Annotated in this window: 16 protein-coding genes; 5 read left to right on the top strand and 11 right to left on the bottom strand. The window is 33.1% G+C overall.

Annotated elements, in window-relative coordinates; all coding sequences use genetic code 11:
- Positions 1 to 314 precede the first annotated feature (314 nt).
- On the top strand, positions 315 to 551 hold the full coding sequence (locus CN601_RS24165; RefSeq protein WP_098118236.1) for a hypothetical protein: 237 nt from the start codon (positions 315 to 317) through the stop codon (positions 549 to 551).
- Between the two features lie 136 nt (positions 552 to 687).
- Here CN601_RS24165 and CN601_RS24160 read toward each other — a convergent pair whose 3' ends face one another.
- Positions 688 to 1,014 carry a hypothetical protein gene (locus tag CN601_RS24160; protein ID WP_098118235.1) on the bottom strand — a complete coding sequence of 109 codons (327 nt, stop codon included), beginning with the start codon at positions 1,012 to 1,014 and terminating at the stop codon, positions 688 to 690.
- Positions 1,015 to 1,592: 578 nt separating this feature from the next.
- Here CN601_RS24160 and CN601_RS27295 point away from each other — a divergent pair.
- From CN601_RS27295 to CN601_RS24150, 3 genes are read left to right on the top strand one after another with little or no spacing between them, the layout of a single operon-like run.
- Positions 1,593 to 1,721, top strand: coding sequence for a cytochrome c oxidase subunit 2A (locus tag CN601_RS27295; RefSeq protein WP_257131808.1), 129 nt, complete (start codon positions 1,593 to 1,595; stop codon positions 1,719 to 1,721).
- A 14-nt stretch (positions 1,722 to 1,735) separates the two neighbouring features.
- The gene (locus tag CN601_RS24155; RefSeq protein WP_098172576.1) at positions 1,736 to 2,206 is read left to right on the top strand and encodes a cytochrome c oxidase subunit II; all 471 of its coding nucleotides are present in this window, start codon (positions 1,736 to 1,738) and stop codon (positions 2,204 to 2,206) included.
- Positions 2,207 to 2,214: 8 nt separating this feature from the next.
- Positions 2,215 to 3,870, top strand: a complete 1,656-nt coding sequence (locus CN601_RS24150; protein ID WP_098172648.1) for a b(o/a)3-type cytochrome-c oxidase subunit 1 — start codon at positions 2,215 to 2,217, stop codon at positions 3,868 to 3,870.
- 176 nt (positions 3,871 to 4,046) lie between these two features.
- Here CN601_RS24150 and CN601_RS24145 read toward each other — a convergent pair whose 3' ends face one another.
- The 9 genes from CN601_RS24145 to CN601_RS24100 all read right to left on the bottom strand — a co-directional run bounded on the left by CN601_RS24145 (position 4,047) and on the right by CN601_RS24100 (position 15,223).
- Complete coding sequence (locus CN601_RS24145) at positions 4,047 to 4,871, bottom strand: formate/nitrite transporter family protein (RefSeq protein ID WP_373605004.1); 825 nt, start codon at positions 4,869 to 4,871, stop codon at positions 4,047 to 4,049.
- Complete coding sequence (locus CN601_RS24140; protein WP_098172574.1) at positions 4,868 to 5,596, bottom strand: sirohydrochlorin chelatase; 729 nt, start codon at positions 5,594 to 5,596, stop codon at positions 4,868 to 4,870. Before CN601_RS24140 ends, CN601_RS24145 begins: the two co-directional genes overlap by 4 nt.
- Before the next feature lie 4 nt (positions 5,597 to 5,600).
- Positions 5,601 to 7,025 (bottom strand): uroporphyrinogen-III C-methyltransferase, encoded by a 1,425-nt coding sequence (cobA, locus tag CN601_RS24135; protein ID WP_098172573.1) that lies wholly within the window; start codon positions 7,023 to 7,025, stop codon positions 5,601 to 5,603.
- Between the two features lie 3 nt (positions 7,026 to 7,028).
- Positions 7,029 to 7,346, bottom strand: a complete 318-nt coding sequence (gene nirD / locus CN601_RS24130) for a nitrite reductase small subunit NirD (protein WP_098118230.1) — start codon at positions 7,344 to 7,346, stop codon at positions 7,029 to 7,031.
- A gap of 25 nt (positions 7,347 to 7,371) precedes the next feature.
- On the bottom strand, positions 7,372 to 9,771 hold the full coding sequence (gene nirB / locus CN601_RS24125; RefSeq protein ID WP_098172572.1) for a nitrite reductase large subunit NirB: 2,400 nt from the start codon (positions 9,769 to 9,771) through the stop codon (positions 7,372 to 7,374).
- A 247-nt stretch (positions 9,772 to 10,018) separates the two neighbouring features.
- A complete protein-coding gene (locus CN601_RS24120; RefSeq protein ID WP_098172571.1) occupies positions 10,019 to 10,408 on the bottom strand; it encodes an iron chaperone in 390 nt (129 codons plus the stop codon).
- A gap of 19 nt (positions 10,409 to 10,427) precedes the next feature.
- Positions 10,428 to 11,666 (bottom strand): MFS transporter, encoded by a 1,239-nt coding sequence (locus CN601_RS24115; protein ID WP_218923275.1) that lies wholly within the window; start codon positions 11,664 to 11,666, stop codon positions 10,428 to 10,430.
- 935 nt (positions 11,667 to 12,601) lie between these two features.
- A complete protein-coding gene (locus CN601_RS24105) occupies positions 12,602 to 14,224 on the bottom strand; it encodes a flavin-containing monooxygenase (RefSeq protein WP_098172569.1) in 1,623 nt (540 codons plus the stop codon).
- 48 nt (positions 14,225 to 14,272) lie between these two features.
- The gene (locus CN601_RS24100; RefSeq protein WP_257131807.1) at positions 14,273 to 15,223 is read right to left on the bottom strand and encodes an alpha/beta hydrolase; all 951 of its coding nucleotides are present in this window, start codon (positions 15,221 to 15,223) and stop codon (positions 14,273 to 14,275) included.
- Between the two features lie 145 nt (positions 15,224 to 15,368).
- Between CN601_RS24100 and CN601_RS24095 the strand changes: the two genes are divergently transcribed.
- Positions 15,369 to 16,064 (top strand): response regulator transcription factor, encoded by a 696-nt coding sequence (locus CN601_RS24095; RefSeq protein WP_098172568.1) that lies wholly within the window; start codon positions 15,369 to 15,371, stop codon positions 16,062 to 16,064.
- 84 nt (positions 16,065 to 16,148) lie between these two features.
- On the opposite strand, the gene CN601_RS24090 is transcribed toward CN601_RS24095, so the two are convergent.
- Positions 16,149 to 16,826, bottom strand: a complete 678-nt coding sequence (locus tag CN601_RS24090; RefSeq protein WP_098172567.1) for a response regulator transcription factor — start codon at positions 16,824 to 16,826, stop codon at positions 16,149 to 16,151.
- Positions 16,827 to 16,882 lie beyond the last annotated feature (56 nt).

Raw genomic sequence — 16,882 nt, 5'->3', positions numbered from 1 at the left:
ACGCAGTTTGGCCACTTTTAGTAGAGGTTTGCATTAATCTTAAAATTAATGACTTCACTAAATATCCAACAAAACGTTAATTAAATTTACATAATTCATATCTTTTAATTGATAAAATACAAGTATATTACTCGCACTTAATTTAACTTCTTCCTACTCACATAATAAATCGGAATTACAAAAATATCGTCAAACTAATACATAGCGAATCAATCAATAGAGAAAAATAAAATTGACATACAACCATACGGTGTTATAATAATAAATAACACCAAATGGTTGTATAATTTTATTTTTTAGGAGGCAACAAAGGGATGGACAAGCAAGCTCAAGAAATGTTCTTAAATTTTATTTTACAAAGAGTACAAGAAGGCAAAGAAAATGAAGCAAAAGAGATTCTTTTAGAAAACTTCAAGAAACAAGATGAAGGTACTTTTTCTTTAGAAGAAGTTCAACAATTTGTTCCAAAAATGATTACTCTATTAAAACCTGATAAATTAGAAGAAGTTAAAGCAGTTGTCATGCAATTTGCTGGCAATTTCGGTCAATAAAACGAAAAAAACTCTGTCAATCAGAGTTTTTTTTATTTCTGTTTTGTAAAAATAACTACAATTCTATTCACCCAATCCTTTCAAAATATTGGAGCCAGAATAAAATTATTAATAATTACTTTTATAAATTTGTTCCCTATTTTTCTAAATGTCGCTCATAAATAATAAATGAATAAAGTCGATAAATTATCGGAATTGCCGATAAAATTGACAAATAAATCATCGTTTCATCATTTATAAAAAATGATAAGATGAAGACAACGATCGCTATAAAAGTAAGAAAGTTCCCAGAGAATCCATTAATTGGTTGATTATTTAAAATAAGTGTCTTTGCTCCCTTTAAATCTTTCGCATAACAATCTTCGTGATATGGAACTACTTGAAAAAACATTGTTGCAGTTACAAGATCTCCTCTTATCCTTATTTCCTGAGAGCATCGATCACAATGCACAGTTTTAGACAAATCACCCACTCCTTACCATGTATTAATAAGTATAGATTCATTAAAGAACCTTCTAATTAGTTCAATAGAGTATCATAACTTTCGTTTCATAGACTCCGCTTCATCAACTGTCAATTTTCATTTAAATGCTTATGTATAAAAAGATATTTAAATAGGTAAAATTCATCTCTATTTTCATCTTTAATAAGGCTTTAAACGTCTACGAGCTTACTCAAATCTCACCTTTTAACAGCTTTTTTAATAGATTGGTAATTTCGTTAAACAAACTACTGGCCCCAAATTACACTATTGAAATTTTACTCCTCTAATAATTAATCTTTCTTAATGATCATCATGATTGAGAGCATATTGACAATGAATAGTCTCAATTTAACTCTTCTATATTTCCCTTTCTATTTCCCCCTTTTTTATTAAAATTTCATTAAATCACTTCATTTTTTCAGAAATCTACTTTTAGCTTGAATTTTTTCTTAAAGAATAGTAACTTACATAACATTTCCTTGAATAGAAATACTTGGAAAAAATAATACTATCTTTTAGAATTTATTTTTTTGAATTTAGCATATGGAGGGATTAAATTGAGTTCAAAGAAAACTGGGAGTGAGCATGATCATAATTTAAATGGAACTTTTATTAGTGTACTCGTACTAGGAGTTTTCATTGTTATTTTATGGTTTAGCTTCTATGCATTTTATTTAAGTCGTTAACTAGGAGAATTTATATGCATCTACATAAATACGAAAAAATTTGGCTAACATTTGGAGGAATTTCTTTAATTCTATTTCTAGTCATTATCGGTATAACAGCTTTTCGTTCCCATCTTCAACCAGCGGGTGGTATGGACACAGTTAATCCGCAAACTGTTGAAAATACTGCACCTTTCAATCATCCAGGTGTGTATGCAAAGGATGACGGTACTTATGATGTTGTTATACTAGCAAAAACATTTGCTTATGAACCAACTAAACTAAAAGTACCTGTTGGAAAGAAGATTCGGTTCGTTTTAACGAGTACAGATGTAAATCATAGTTTTTCGATCATTCATACAAATGTAAATATGATGGCTGTTCCTGGTCAAATTAATACGAAGGAATATTCGTTTAAAAAACCTGGAAATTATTTAATTTTATGTAATGAGTATTGCGGAACAGGTCATTCGTTTATGCAAACAACAATTGAGGCGGTGAAATAATGAATGAAATGATTGGAAAATCAGATCGTAAACTTGCATTAACTCACATTATAGTGGCATATATTGCGTTTTTACTAGGTACTTTTGCTGGTTTATTGCAGGTATTTGTTCGAAACAAAGCACTAGAACTACCAAAGTGGCTTGATTACTATCAAGTTTTAACTGCACATGGTATTTTGCTTGCTATTGTCTTTACTACATACTTTATTTTTGGTTTCTTGATTACAGGAATGAGTAAAACGCTAGGTGACTTCGGTCCAAAAGTAAAGTCTTTTAGTTGGATTGGTTTTATTGTCATGACAATTGGTACGATCCTTGCTGTCATCATGATTCTTTCTGGTCAAGCATCTGTATTATATACTTTTTATGCCCCACTTCAGGCTAGTGCTTGGTTTTATGTTGCTTTAGCACTTTTTGTCGTTGGCACTTGGATAACTGGATTTGCGCTAGTTGGACAATATGTTGCTTGGAAGAAAAAAAATAAAGGAATGATAAGTCCTCTAATTGCCTTTATGACAGTTGCAACGATTGCTTTATGGGTAATCGCAAGCCTTGGTGTTGCTGCGACAGTACTATTTCAATTTATACCGTGGGCTTTCGGTTGGGTTGATACAATTAATGTAGAATTAAGTCGTTCGCTTTTTTGGTTTTTTGGTCATCCGCTTGTTTATTTTTGGCTGCTCCCTGCTTATATTGGTTGGTATGCAATTATGCCAAAGATTGTTGGCGGAGAAGTATTTAGTGATTCACTTGCACGATTAGCATTTATCTTATTCCTGTTATTCTCAATTCCGGTTGGGTTTCACCATCAACTTCAAGAACCTGGGATTTCAAGTTTCTGGAAATTCCTCCAAACGGTGTTAACATTTATGGTCATTATCCCTTCATTAATGACAGCCTTCTCTATGTTTGCGGTATTTGAAATTTCAGGAAGGAAAAAAGGTGCAAGAGGGCTATTCGGTTGGTTCTTTAAATTACCTTGGAAAGATGTTCGTTTTACATCACTTTTCATAGCGATGTTATTTTTTGCTCCTGGTGGTGCAGGTGGGATAATAAATGCAAGTTATCAACTAGACGAGATCGTTCATAATACACTTTGGATTGTAGGACATTTCCATATTACAGTTGGTACACCTGTCGCTATGACATTTTTCGGGTTAACTTTTTGGTTAATTCCTTATTTAACAGGGAAAAAACTTACTAAAGAAATTCAAAGATTAGCGTTTATCCAAATTTTCACATGGGCTATTGGTATGTTTTTAATGTCAACTACAATGCACATACTTGGGCTCTACGGTGCGCCAAGACGTACTTCATATACCGATTATATGGGACATCCGGCAGCAGCCAAATGGTTTACTGGCGTTTTCACAAACCATTTTACAGTTGCAGTTGGTGGATCAATCTTATTTTTATCTGCTTTGTTATTAATTTTTATTGTCGCTCAATCTATTTTCGCTTTACCGACTGCTCAATCTAAGGAAGAATTAGTAGAATTCCCAGTTGCTGAAAGTAATACTGAAAACACGCCTCGTATTTTAGAAAATTGGTGGTTATGGATTGGGGTATCGATTGTATTAATTTTAATTGCTTATACAATTCCATTATCACATATGATGCATCAACATCATCCGACAGGATCTGAGGGCTTCAAAACATGGTAGGAGTGAATTAAATTGTTCATTTTAACATTTTCATTAATCCTAGTAGCTGTAATCAGTATCATTATTTTTGTTGATTTAACAACAAAAGAAGAATAGTACTGTTTTCACTTTCAAGCGTAAAAAAACAACCTTATTTAAGTTTTTGAATAAGGTTGTTTCCTTTTATGCATATTTTTTTAACTTACTTTCTTACTATGGCTGTTTTTAGTAGACGATAATTTTTTATTTGTAGTCCCAGAGCTAGAAACCCAGTAAGCCGCTCCTACAAAAAGACTTCCACCTATAATATTGCCAATTGTAACTGGTATTAAATTTGAAACCATTCCTGCGAATGTAACTGTTTCAGGATGTTTGATTAATAAAGAGATTGATAATAATGTCATATTTGCAATGCTATGTTCAAACCCTGAAGTAATAAAAGCAAACAAGCACCAGAATACCATAATTAATTTACCAGATTCAGATTTCATTTTAAATGAACACCATAGAGCTAAACAAACAAGAATATTACAAAGAATGCCACGTATTAGTAGCTCAACAAATGGAGCATTCATTTTTGCTGATGCTGCATTATTAATAAAATCTGCTACACCACCATTAGCTAATCCAGAGTATACAAACAATACAGCTACGAGTACTGAACCCAATAAATTTCCAAGATAGCTATAGCACCATACTTTCAAAGTATCAGTCCAACTCACCTTTTTTTCTAACATGCCAATTGACATAATCATGTTATTTCCCGTAAATAAATCTGCTCCAGCCATAATAACTAAACTTAATGCAATTCCAAATGAAACACCCATAATAATTTTTGTTCCAGCAAAGGCAGTGGGAGCTAGTAATCCACCAATCGTGAAGATTAATATAATACCTAATCCTACAAAAAAGCCTGCCATCATTGTCGGAACCATATATTTTGTTTTACTTGTATTTACTTGGTTTGTCCTAGCTAAAGCTGCATTTCCAATTGTATCTATAATTTCTTTCAAAATGATCACCCTTTATTCAGACTTTTTACCTTTTCTTGAATACGTTCTATAAGTGCTTCACTCATTAATTCATCAAATTGTAAATTCCCACACAGGTGAAACTTTTCATTTTCTAGTGCAATGCGTCTCTTAATTTTTTCAAGCAGTAGACCTGTAAATAATAAATAGGGCATAACATAAATACTTTGAAATTCTTTACTCATCTTATTAATCATATCTTCTAACTTTGGTTTTCCAGCTGTTAAAAAAGCTGTCCGAACAGGTACTCCCATACGATCCTCTACAGCATTTCCTATTTGTTCAAGCATTTCAATTGGCTCAGTATCACTACTACCTCGTCCGACTAATAATATTGCAGAATGACTAGTTTCTTTTGCGAACATTACTCGTTTTTGAACTAATTGAATCATTTTCTCATGTACACCAAACGGTTCAGTTATTGTAATGTTCACTTGTGGAAATCGATCTAATATAAGATTTAATTCGTCTGGTATATCGCGTTTAAAATGACCGGCTGCAAATAATAATACTGGTACGACTAATATTTTTTGCGCACCTTCTAATATTACTTTTTCTAATGTTTGCTGAATGGTTGGCTCAACTAATTCTAAAAATGCATACTCTTGTTTTTGTACCGCAACGTTTTTGATGACGGACTGAATAAAGTGAATAAATTGTTCATTACCTTCCTGCCTACGACTTCCGTGTCCAATATAAACGACGGCATCAAACATGATTTCACTTCCAATCTCCAAGCAATAGTTGATCTTGTAGTTCTTCATCAACTTTCGTAAAGCCACACTTAAATGCATATTCCTTAACTGATTCACCGATATATGCAAAAGGTAAATTTTTTAAAGCATGTTGATCTGTTTCATTTAATTCTTTTAAAAACCAATCTACCGACGACTTATTTGGAAAAATAATTGACTCCCAATTGGTTTCATCTAACATTCTTTGATTTATTACATCAAAGCGAGAATCTGCAATATTTTTATGTGTTGCCAAAAATTTAGATTTAGGTGGCTTTGGGTCTTCCTTGTCTTGAGATCCAACAAATACTGTTGAGACTTCTTCATCAGTGAACTTCTCTGCAATAATTCCATACTTCGCAAGTACCTTATTTGTCTTCGAAGAAATTGACTCAATTCTCATTGGAAGTTTACGAACATCGTGATTTGATCTGTGCATATTAGAAATAAATAATTCCACACTTTCTGGTGTACAAAAAACTAATCTTTCATGACAAAATGCATCAACTAACTGATTATTTTCAATTGGAAGTTCAACCAATTTTAGTGTTGGAAAAGAATAAACCTCAGCACCGTTTTCAGATAGATAAGCTTCTAGTCCATTTTTTTCTACTGTTGCAGTAGCTTTTGCCAATAAAATTTTTCGTCCAAAATATTTTTTCTTATCAAACCAAGCAAGCTTTGAGCGAAGTTTAACTACATCTCCAATAATAGTCATCGCAGGATTTGTAATTTTTTCTTTCTCTATATTTGATACAATTGTTTCAATCGTTCCTTCTACAACTATTTGTTTACCAATTGTTCCCCACTGTATTACAGCTACCGGAGTATCTTTTGATTTACCATTTTGGATTAAATGCTTACAAATTTTAGGGAGATTATTTACTCCCATATAATATGCAAGTGTATCTCCTAACTGGTCAGAACAATTTGATTCCTTTAAATCTTCATTTTCCAAACATTTATGCCCTGTTCTTAATGTAAAACTTGTACTATATTCACGATGTGTAACTGGAATACCAGCATATGCAGCTGCAGCGATGCTAGATGTAATGCCCGGTACAATTTCATAAGGTATATTATGCTTAGAAGCTTCCTCTGCTTCTTCCCCTACTCTACCGAAAACTGATGGGTCTCCACCTTTTAATCTAACGACATATTTACCTTCTTTTGCATAATTGACTAACGTTTGATTAATCATTTCTTGTCGCATTGTATGTCGATCAGGTAGCTTTCCACAGTATATGAATTCACAGTTTCCAGCCGCTTCTCTTAGTAATCTTGGATTTGCAAGTCGATCGTATAAGATTACTTCTGCTTCTCGAATACAATTCATTCCTTTTTCAGTTATTAAACCTAAATCGCCAGGACCAGCACCTACAAATGAGATAAATCCATTTTTTTTTGTCATAAGTTACACCATAATATATACAAAACCGTCGATTATTTCTGTTTCATATGTTTTTACAATTCCATCATCTGGTTTTTGTACTTCACCAGTTCTTAATGAAATTTTCCAGTCACGAAGCGGACAAAATACATATTCACCCGAAACAATACCTTCTGCAAGTGGCCCATTAGTATATGGACAAGTACTTTCAATTGCATATACTTCTCCGTTTGATAATCTAAATAAAGCAATTGATTCCCCTTTAATAACGATCTCTTTTCCAATTTGTATTGGTAATGATTCTACATCAATAACATTAATTTTTTCTGGTGTTGTGATCATCTTATGGCTCCTCTCGATTTCGCTATTATTTTCTAATAACTTCATAAAGATCTAATTGATTCGTTAACGCTTGACCCCAAGCTTCTTCATATGTTGCTTTTGCTTGATCGAATTTCTCTACTAATGCATTTTCTTGTTCTTTATTTAATAACACTTCTTTAACTTTATCTGCTCCAAGTCTTTCTACCCAAGGAGCAGTTCGCTCACCGTATACGCCAGTTTCTCGATAGAATTGAACGTATGCTTTTGCCATATGAATTACTTCTTCTTCAGTCGTAACAGTCGTTAGTTGATCACATTCTCTAACCTCTGTTCCACCATTCCCTCCTATATAAAGCTGGTAGCCATTTTCTACGCATATTACTCCAAAGTCTTTTGTCAGTACTTCAGCACAGTTTCTTGGACAACCTGTTACACCCATCTTCATTTTGTGCGGAGTATCTACCATTTCGATCGCTTTTTCTAGTTCGATTCCTAATCCTAATGAATCTTGTGTTCCAAATCGGCAGAATCTATTGCCGACACATGATTTAACGTTTCTTAAGGACTTAGAATATGCATAGCCAGAACGCATCCCTAATTCTTGCCAAACCTTTGGTACGTCTTCTTTTTTAACACCATATAAACCAACGCGGCTTGCACCAGTAACTTTTACTAACGGTACGTTAAATTTATTTGCAACTTCACCAATTTTAATCAATTCATCACCGGTCGTTACCCCACCATACATTCGAGGTACAATAGAGAATGAACCATCTTTTTGAATATTTCCTTCCATTCTCTCATTTACGAATCGAGATGACTTATCATCATGATAATCATTTGGATACATCATTCTTAAATAATAGTTTAAAGCTGGTCTACATTTTGAACATCCTTCTTCATTTTCAAAACCTAGTACCATTCGAACTTCCCTAGGAGTTTGTAACCCTTTTTCTTTTATTTCATTCATAACTTCGTCACGAGATAAGTGTGTACATCCACACATACCTGGTTTTGCAGCATTTGGATCAAATGTATCACCAAGTGTTGCTGCTAAGATACTTTCAACCATTCCTTTACATTTTCCACAAGATGCTCCAGCCTTTGTGCAACTTTTCACATCTTCAAACGTAGTAAGCTCTTGCTCTAAAATTGATTGTACGATTGTGCCTTTCGTTACTCCATTACACCCACATACAGTATCGTTTGCACTCATTGAGAGAACAAAGTCTTCTGCTGAATCCTCTCCTGATTTATGGAGAATCGAAGCACTTGTAAATTCTTTAATATTTGTTTCATTTTTCAGCATATTGAACAGTCGGTTACCATCTGATGCATCTCCATATAAAACTACACCAACAACTTTTTCATCCCTTACGATTACTTTTTTATAAAGACCTGCAAATTGGTCATTTATAACGATTGCTTGTGTATCATCTTCCTCGTGGATTAGTCCTCCAGAAAAAAGATCACATCCTGAAACCTTTAACTGAGTTGATAATATGCTTCCTTTATATCCGTTGGTTGGGAAACCTGTTATATGATCTGCAAGTACAATCCCTTGTTCATACAACGGCGCTACTAATCCATAAGTAGTTCCATTATGTTCGGCACATTCACCTACTGCATAAATTGATGAATCTGATGATTGCATAAAATCGTTTACAAGAATTGCACGGTTTACATCAATTCCTGCATTTTTTGCTAATGATATGTTAGGTCGTATCCCAACTGCCATTACAACTAGATCACATTCTAAACTAGTACCATCTGAGAAATTAATGCTTTCTACACGATTTGTACCATTAATCGAAACCGTTTGTTTTTCCATTAAGAAATTCATACCTTGGGCTTCTAAATCTTTTTTGAGCATTTTTGCTGCAGGTTCATCTAGTTGCTGTTCCATTAAAGTAGGTAGTAGATGGACTACATGTACTTCCATTCCTCGATCAATTAAACCTCTTGCAGCCTCTAAACCTAATAGGCCTCCTCCAATTACGACTGCTTTTTTATATTTTTGTGCGTAATTTATCATTAGTTCAGTATCTTGAATTGTACGAAAACCGACTACTCCATCAAGTTGATTTCCTTGAATCGGCAGTATAAATGCACTCGAACCAGTAGCTATAATAAGTTCATCATAAGAAATCGTTTTTCCTTTTTCTGTTTCTACTATTTTATCTATAGTTGAAATTTCCGTAACTCTTTCGTTTGTTAGTAATGTAATTTGATTCTCTTCATACCATTTCCAATCATTAATATTTATTTCATCAATTGTGGTTTTACCTTGAAGTACATTTGATAACATAATTCGGTTATAGTTCGGATGTGGCTCATCTCCAATGATTGTAATTTCAAATAAATTTTTATTTCTTTTTAAAATCTCCTCTATACAACGAACTCCTGCCATTCCATTACCAATCATTAATAATTTTCTTTTCATTTGCAATGTCCCCCAAAATAGGAATTGTGAAATTATTCACATAAACTTCTAAAAAAAATCTTTTTACAAATCGTTTTACCAGTTGAATACAAGTTTAGTATAACTGATATTTAACGTTTTCAAAGCAAATTCTTTGACAAAATTATGAACAAAATGTCATCAGGTATTTCCCTTTTAAAAGTAAATACCTCTAAGGCTAAATAGACTTAGAGGTTTTTACTACATATTTGACTGATGTTTTTCTAGTTTATTTCTTTTTTTGTTTTTTTTCTTCTGCTTTTTTTATATCTTCAATTTCTCTATATTTAACAATCTTTTTTACTAAATCAAACGGTAGTGGTTCATTTATTGGAAATTGAACAGACCCTTTTGCGCCTTTATAAACTGATAATTCTTCCTTAAATGCTGCAATTCCGCTTGCGCCAGGATAAAATCCAATATGATTTTTATATGCTGCAAAATGTACTAAGTTTTTATTAAGCGCAAATGTAGGCATTTGATAACTAATTTTTTCAACTGCATTCGGTACAATTTCTTTAATTGTCTTTCTTAAAGCTTGTAATTTTTCTTGAATTTCTGGTTGAAATTGTGAAATATATTCATCAATCGTATCAAATGTGTTTTTTGTATTTTCCATAAATTCTCCTTTAATTAAATTATCCTACTTTTTCTGTTTTCTCTCCAGAAAGTGAATTAATTCTTCTAAGCGAAGGGAATAAATACATCCAAAGTCCAGCAACTACAATCGTCCCAAGACCTCCAACTACTGCTGCTGGAACAGTACCAATTAATCCAGCCATCGTACCAGATTCAAATTCTCCAAGTTGATTTGAGGTTCCAATAAATAGCGAATTTACGGCATTGACTCGACCTCTCATATCGTCTGGAGTTTGTAGCTGTACTAGTGAAGAACGGATTACAACACTGACTACATCAGAAGCTCCGATGATAAATAAAGCAATTAATGAAATGACTATATTTGTTGAAACTGCAAATAGCACTGTAGCCAATCCAAACACAATTAATGCACTAAATAATATCCGACCATATGATTTTTTTAGTGGGGAATACGCTAATATTAGTGACATGATTAATGCTCCCACAGCAGGTGCAGTTCGCATTAAACCTAATCCCCATGCACCCGTATGTAATATATCTTGCGCATAAATTGGTAAAAGGGCTGTAGCTCCACCTAGTAGTACCGCGAATAAATCAAGCGAAATTGTTCCTAAAATAATTGGATGTTTATATACAAATTCTAAACCCATTAGCATTGTTCGTAAAGTAACTGGCTCTGATTTTCGAATAAATTGACTATCTAATTTAATGAAGAATGTAAGGATTGATGAAAGTAATAAGGCAATTGCTGAAGTAGCATAAACATAAGCCGGCCCAACTGAAAATAATACTCCTCCAAGAGATGGCCCTAATATTTGTGCTGTTTGACCTGCAGAAGTACTCCAAGAAATAGCTTGTTGTAAAATAGATTTTGGAACTACTTGTGGCAATAAAGCTGATGAAGCTGGCCCCTCAAAAGATCGGCAAGCACCGAGTATAAATGCAGCTACTAATATTTCCTCACGACTAAGCCAATTTGCATAATTTCCATATAAAAGAAGTCCTGCAATAAGCGCTTCAATCATTTGGCATATGAAAACAATTTTTCGACGATCAACTCTGTCAGCGACTTGACCTACTACAAGTGTAAGTAATACCATCGGAATAAACTGCGCTAGTCCTACTAAACCAAGACTAAATGCGTCATGTGTCAAATCATACATTTGCCATCCAATTGCAACGGATAACATCTGAAATGACGTGGAAGTCATCATTCGCGAGATCCAGAAGTTCGTAAATGAAGTCCCTTTAAAAATAGATTTTTTTGATGCAGACAAAATAAAACTCTCCCCTTTTTATCTCTTACATCTAGCAAAGTGAATATTTATACTAGAGATAAAATTTAAATACAAATCATTATACTATTTTTACTCTGGATTAGTGGATTAATTCACCTTAACGTTAATGAATTTTAATAATTAGGTGGGAAGAAAAGATTACTAAATAAACTACTCTTTATAAAATCTAAATCCTTTAAAAGTGCCGATTTAGAATTCAACTTAACTGGTAAGGGGGCTTCCATTTTTAAATTTATGAATAAATGAATAATGCTGACTGTCTCGAGGCAAATATGGGGGTATTTTAGTGGCGTTTTTTAATTAAAGGTAATTTTATGATACTGATTTTTATGTATATAGTAGATTTTTTTATCAAACTAAGGTTATTTTGAATGAATTAGAGCAAATTAATTAATTTTCTATATTAGACCGTCCATATTGAGGCAAAACGAAGCCAAAATACCCCAACTGGTATAGGTATTATCATAGAATTTTGGGATTCTAGGAAATTTAATTGCAGTTTCCTAAAATTTATTTGCAGTTTTGTTAATTTTAATTGCAGTTTTACTATTTTTATTTGCAGAATCACGATTTTTATTTGCACTTTTCTATTTAATTGCAGTTTCTGATTTCTTATTTGCACCCTTCACACACTTATTTGCACTTCGCCATTAATGCAATTTCTGATTTCTTATTTACACGTTTCACAAGCTTATTTGCACTTCGTCATCAATGCAATTTCTGATTTCTAATTTGCAAGTTTCACACACTTATTTGCACTTAGCCACTAATGCAATTTCTGATCCATTTTTCGTACACTCACTCGCTTATTTTTACTTAAGCATTAGTATAGTTTCTAATTACCTATAAAAAGAACTAAGGATGCCCCTAAAGTTATACTTTCGGGACATCCTCTTAAAATGTTACAATACCAATTAGTGAACTGCAGTTGATGTTAAAACAAAACCTTCATAACCACTCGAAGCAATTTCATCGCATTTTTTACGGTATGCTCCAACACCGCCTAAATAAATTTGAAATCCTCTTGGTTTTCCTTTAATATTTGCCCCGGTGTACCATGATTCGGTTTTAGTAAAAAGTGTCGCCTCAGCAATTTCTCGACAATGTTGACTCCATGCATTTTCTGCTTCAATATTAGCTTCAATCACATCGATGTCCTTTTGACGTAAGAACTGAATACAATCCGCAATCCATTCTACATGTTGTTCGATTGAAACTGGCATATTGCTTAAAACTGAAGGACTTTCAGGGCCAGTAATCATAAACATATTAGGAAATCCTGCGTTAGCAATTCCTAGATAGGTTCTCGTTTGAGCTCCTCCAGCCCATTTTTCTTTTAAAGTAACTCCATCTTTTCCTTTTATATCGATCTTCATTAACGGACCGGTCATCCCATCATAACCAGTAGCAAAAATAATAACATCTAATTCGTAAACATTATCTTTAGTTTTCAAACCAGCAGGTGTAATTGATTCGATTGGATCATTCTTGACATCAATTAATGTAACGTTTTCACGATTATATGTTTCATAATAATTCGTATCAATAATTGGACGTTTTGTACCATAGTAATAATATGGCATTAGTTTTTTGGCAACTTCAGAATCAAGTACAATTTCACTAATTTTCGAGCGGATAAACCCAGCAACTGTTTCATTTGCTTTTTCATTCAGTGTAAGGTCAGTAAACGCTCCAAAAAGTCCAAGTCCACCATTTTTCCAAATTTCTTCGTATTTTTGAGTTCTTTCCAACTGATTAACCTCTAGTGCAGATTGAGTTGGTACTTCAGTAGGTTGGCCGCCAGTAGATTCTCGCATTTGTTTTTTAATTTCTTTAAAATTTGCTTTAGTATTTCGAATATATGCTGGGTCATAAGGATGATTTCTCGCAGGTGCACTATATTGAGGCGTTCGTTGAAATACAGTTAAGTGACCGGCTTGCTGTGCAATCACTGGAATAGCTTGTACACCGCTCGATCCAGTTCCAATGATTCCAACGCGTTTACCTTTTAAATCCACTTCTTTATCTCTTGGCCAGTGACCTGTATGATACCATTCTCCTTTGAATGATTCGATTCCTTTGAAGTCAGGTACATTTGCTGCTGATAAACATCCAACACCTGTAATAAAGTATTTTGCTGTTACGTTCGTGTTGTTTTCAAGTTTAATATTCCATATATTATTTTCAGGATCATAGTGTGCAGATTGAACTCTTGTATTAAATTGAATATCTTTACGCAAATTAAATTTATCGGCTACAAAATTCAAATAGCTTAAAATTTCAGGTTGCTCAGGATACCTAGAAGTCCATGTCCATTCTTTATATAATTCTTCAGAAAATGTATAATTATAGTAAATGCTTTCTGAATCACATCTTGCTCCTGGATAACGATTCCAAAACCATGTCCCGCCAACGCCCTCACCAGCTTCAAATACACGAGCCGTGAGTCCATCCTCTCTTAAGCGGTGGAGCATGTATAACCCCGAAAAGCCTGCACCAATAACAATTGCGTCATAATGTTGAATGTTAGCTTTCATTTCAAATCCTCCTTGTTTAAATAAATATTTTTTAGAATGGAATCAATCTTATCCTTTATTTAAAACCGTTTGATTCAATTTATTTAAAAACTCCTCAATTCGATTGATCGACTCTTCTATTCGCTCAGGAAACACCGCCATATTTGTAAAATATCCGTGAACAAGTCCTTCCTCACAATACATCTCTACATTTACACCTGCATCTCTTAAACGCTGACCATATTTATTTCCTTCATCTCGGAGTACATCATTTTCCGCAGTAATAATAAGCGCAGAAGGTAGGTTACTTAAATCTTCAGATGAAAGTGGAGAAACGTATTTATTTCTAGCGTCATCTTCAGAGTTGATATAATGGTTTCCAAACCAGATCATTAAATCGCGATCTAGTCCATACCCTTCTTGGAAATCAAAATACGATTTAGTATCATAAGTTAAAGCCGTAACAGGATATACAAGTACTTGTCCTAAAATATTAGGTCCGTTTTGATCTTTTGAAATTTGCGATACAACTGCAGCAAGATTTCCTCCTGCACTATCTCCACCAACAACTAAATTGGAAGCGTTTCCATTAAATTCATTAGCATGCTCACTCACCCAATTTAATGCTGTATAGGAATCTTCAACTGGAATCGGAAATTTGTATTCTGGAGCAAGTCGATAATCAACAGAAACAACTATTCTATTCGTACGATTAGCTAGCATTCTGCAACTTGCATCTGATGTTTCTAAATCACCTATTACCCAACCGCCCCCATGGTAATAGACAAATACTGGAAATGGGCCTTCCCCCTCTGGAGTGTATACTCTAATCTTAATTTGGTCATCTTGTCCAACTGGAACTTTTAGATCTTCAACTTTCGCTAACGGAGCTAGTTCAACTTCTACAGGTGGTACACTTGCAAACATTTCTCTTACTGCATTTGGTTCCATTTTGTGAATCGCTGGCATTTGATTAAACATCTCCACATATGCTCTTGCTTTTGGATCTAAATTAGCCACTATACATCTCCCTTTCATATTCGAATTTTGTTTTACTTTACGAGATCCTATATCTCAAAAAGCCTATCTAAAGGATATAATTTTTAGTATAATTAGAATATTCCTAATTTTGCATATATAATATCCCTAAAAAGGAGATGATAAAGTGGTTTCTGACTATACCATACAAGAACAAATTAGAAAAATTGAAGTTAGTACAAGTCATGAAGAACATTTGTACAACATTCTTGATCTGTATATGAATCTTTTTCCGGTAGAAAATGCATATTTATTTAGATATTCTCCTTTTGGATTTTTAGGAGAAGGTATCATATTAATTACTACGGATGGATTATCTCATATTCGTGAAATTAGAGATGATATTCGTTCACTACCAATTATTTACTCAGCAATTTGTGAGAGAAAAGCAAAATTTTGTTCTGGTATTGAATACTTAAAACAAACAAGTAGTAAATATATCTTCCCTTCTAGTGTCAGTTCCATGATTGCAGTGCCTATTTGCTTTGGGACAGTAGTTGTTGGCTATATTTGTTCAACAGAATTTAAAAATGAATTAAAAATGGATGAAAAATTATTATCGTCTTTTACATATTATGGTAAGTTAATTGGTAAATTTTTAGAAAATACAACTGGAGCTCACCATTCAATTGAATTAAGTAAAAGAGAATTAGAAGTAATGAAGAGAATTGCTTGGGGGGAAAGTACGAAAGAAATGGCAGATTCAATGAATATTAGCGAGCTTACAGTAAAACAATATGTAAAATCCGCGATCAAAAAGCTAGGAGCTAATAATCGCTCTCACGCAGTTGGAGAATTAGTCCGTAAAGGGGTTATCTCTTAATGAAAGCGCTTTAAATCCATAAAAAAATACAATAATCCTTTCACCTCATAAAGATTAAAGATTAGTTGTATTTTTTCATCCATATTAATCAAGGGAAATCCAATTATTTTTTATCGCAAAAATGACTGCGTTTAATCGATCTGAAACTTGTAATTTATGGATTATATTTGAAACGTGATTTTTTACAGTTTTACTTGAGATATACAATTCATCACCGATTTGTACGTTCGAATAACCTTTACCTAGTAAATCTAATATTTCAATTTCTCTTTTCGTTAAAAGGTTATTCATTGCTTTATAGTCTAATTCTTTTCTTTTTCTACCGCTCTCGATCAGTCGATTGTTTTCTTGTACAATTTTATTTGTTAATCGTGAATCTAGAAAGAATTGACCGTTTTGAACTTGTTTAACTATTTGAATTAAGTATTGTTCATCTATATCTGTTAAGCATATTCCATTAACTCCGATACTCATCAAGTCCACAATTTCTCTGTAATCTATATTATTTTTTATGATGATGATCTTGATTTTCTTATCACGCAACTTTAATAATTGCGATTTATTTACCATTTCTTCATTTTTTACATGACAAATAAAATAAGTTTCATATAATTCCCCTGTATTGATATGATGGAAATCTATTTTTCTTACATTTAATTTATGATGCTCTAATATGGTACAAATCCCAGAAACGAAAAGTGTATTTTCAACAAAAATAAATGTTTTATTTTCTTGGTGATTGATTTCATTATAAGTAAACATTTTATTACCACCTTTAACGCTAATTATATCCAATTACCTATATCCAATTGATTAAT

The organism is Bacillus sp. AFS017336 (genome assembly GCF_002555445.1).
Classification (GTDB): domain Bacteria; phylum Bacillota; class Bacilli; order Bacillales; family Bacillaceae_G; genus Gottfriedia.
The sequence above is the reverse complement of the archived record's forward strand: the minus strand, read 5'-3'. Positions and strand labels throughout refer to the sequence as shown.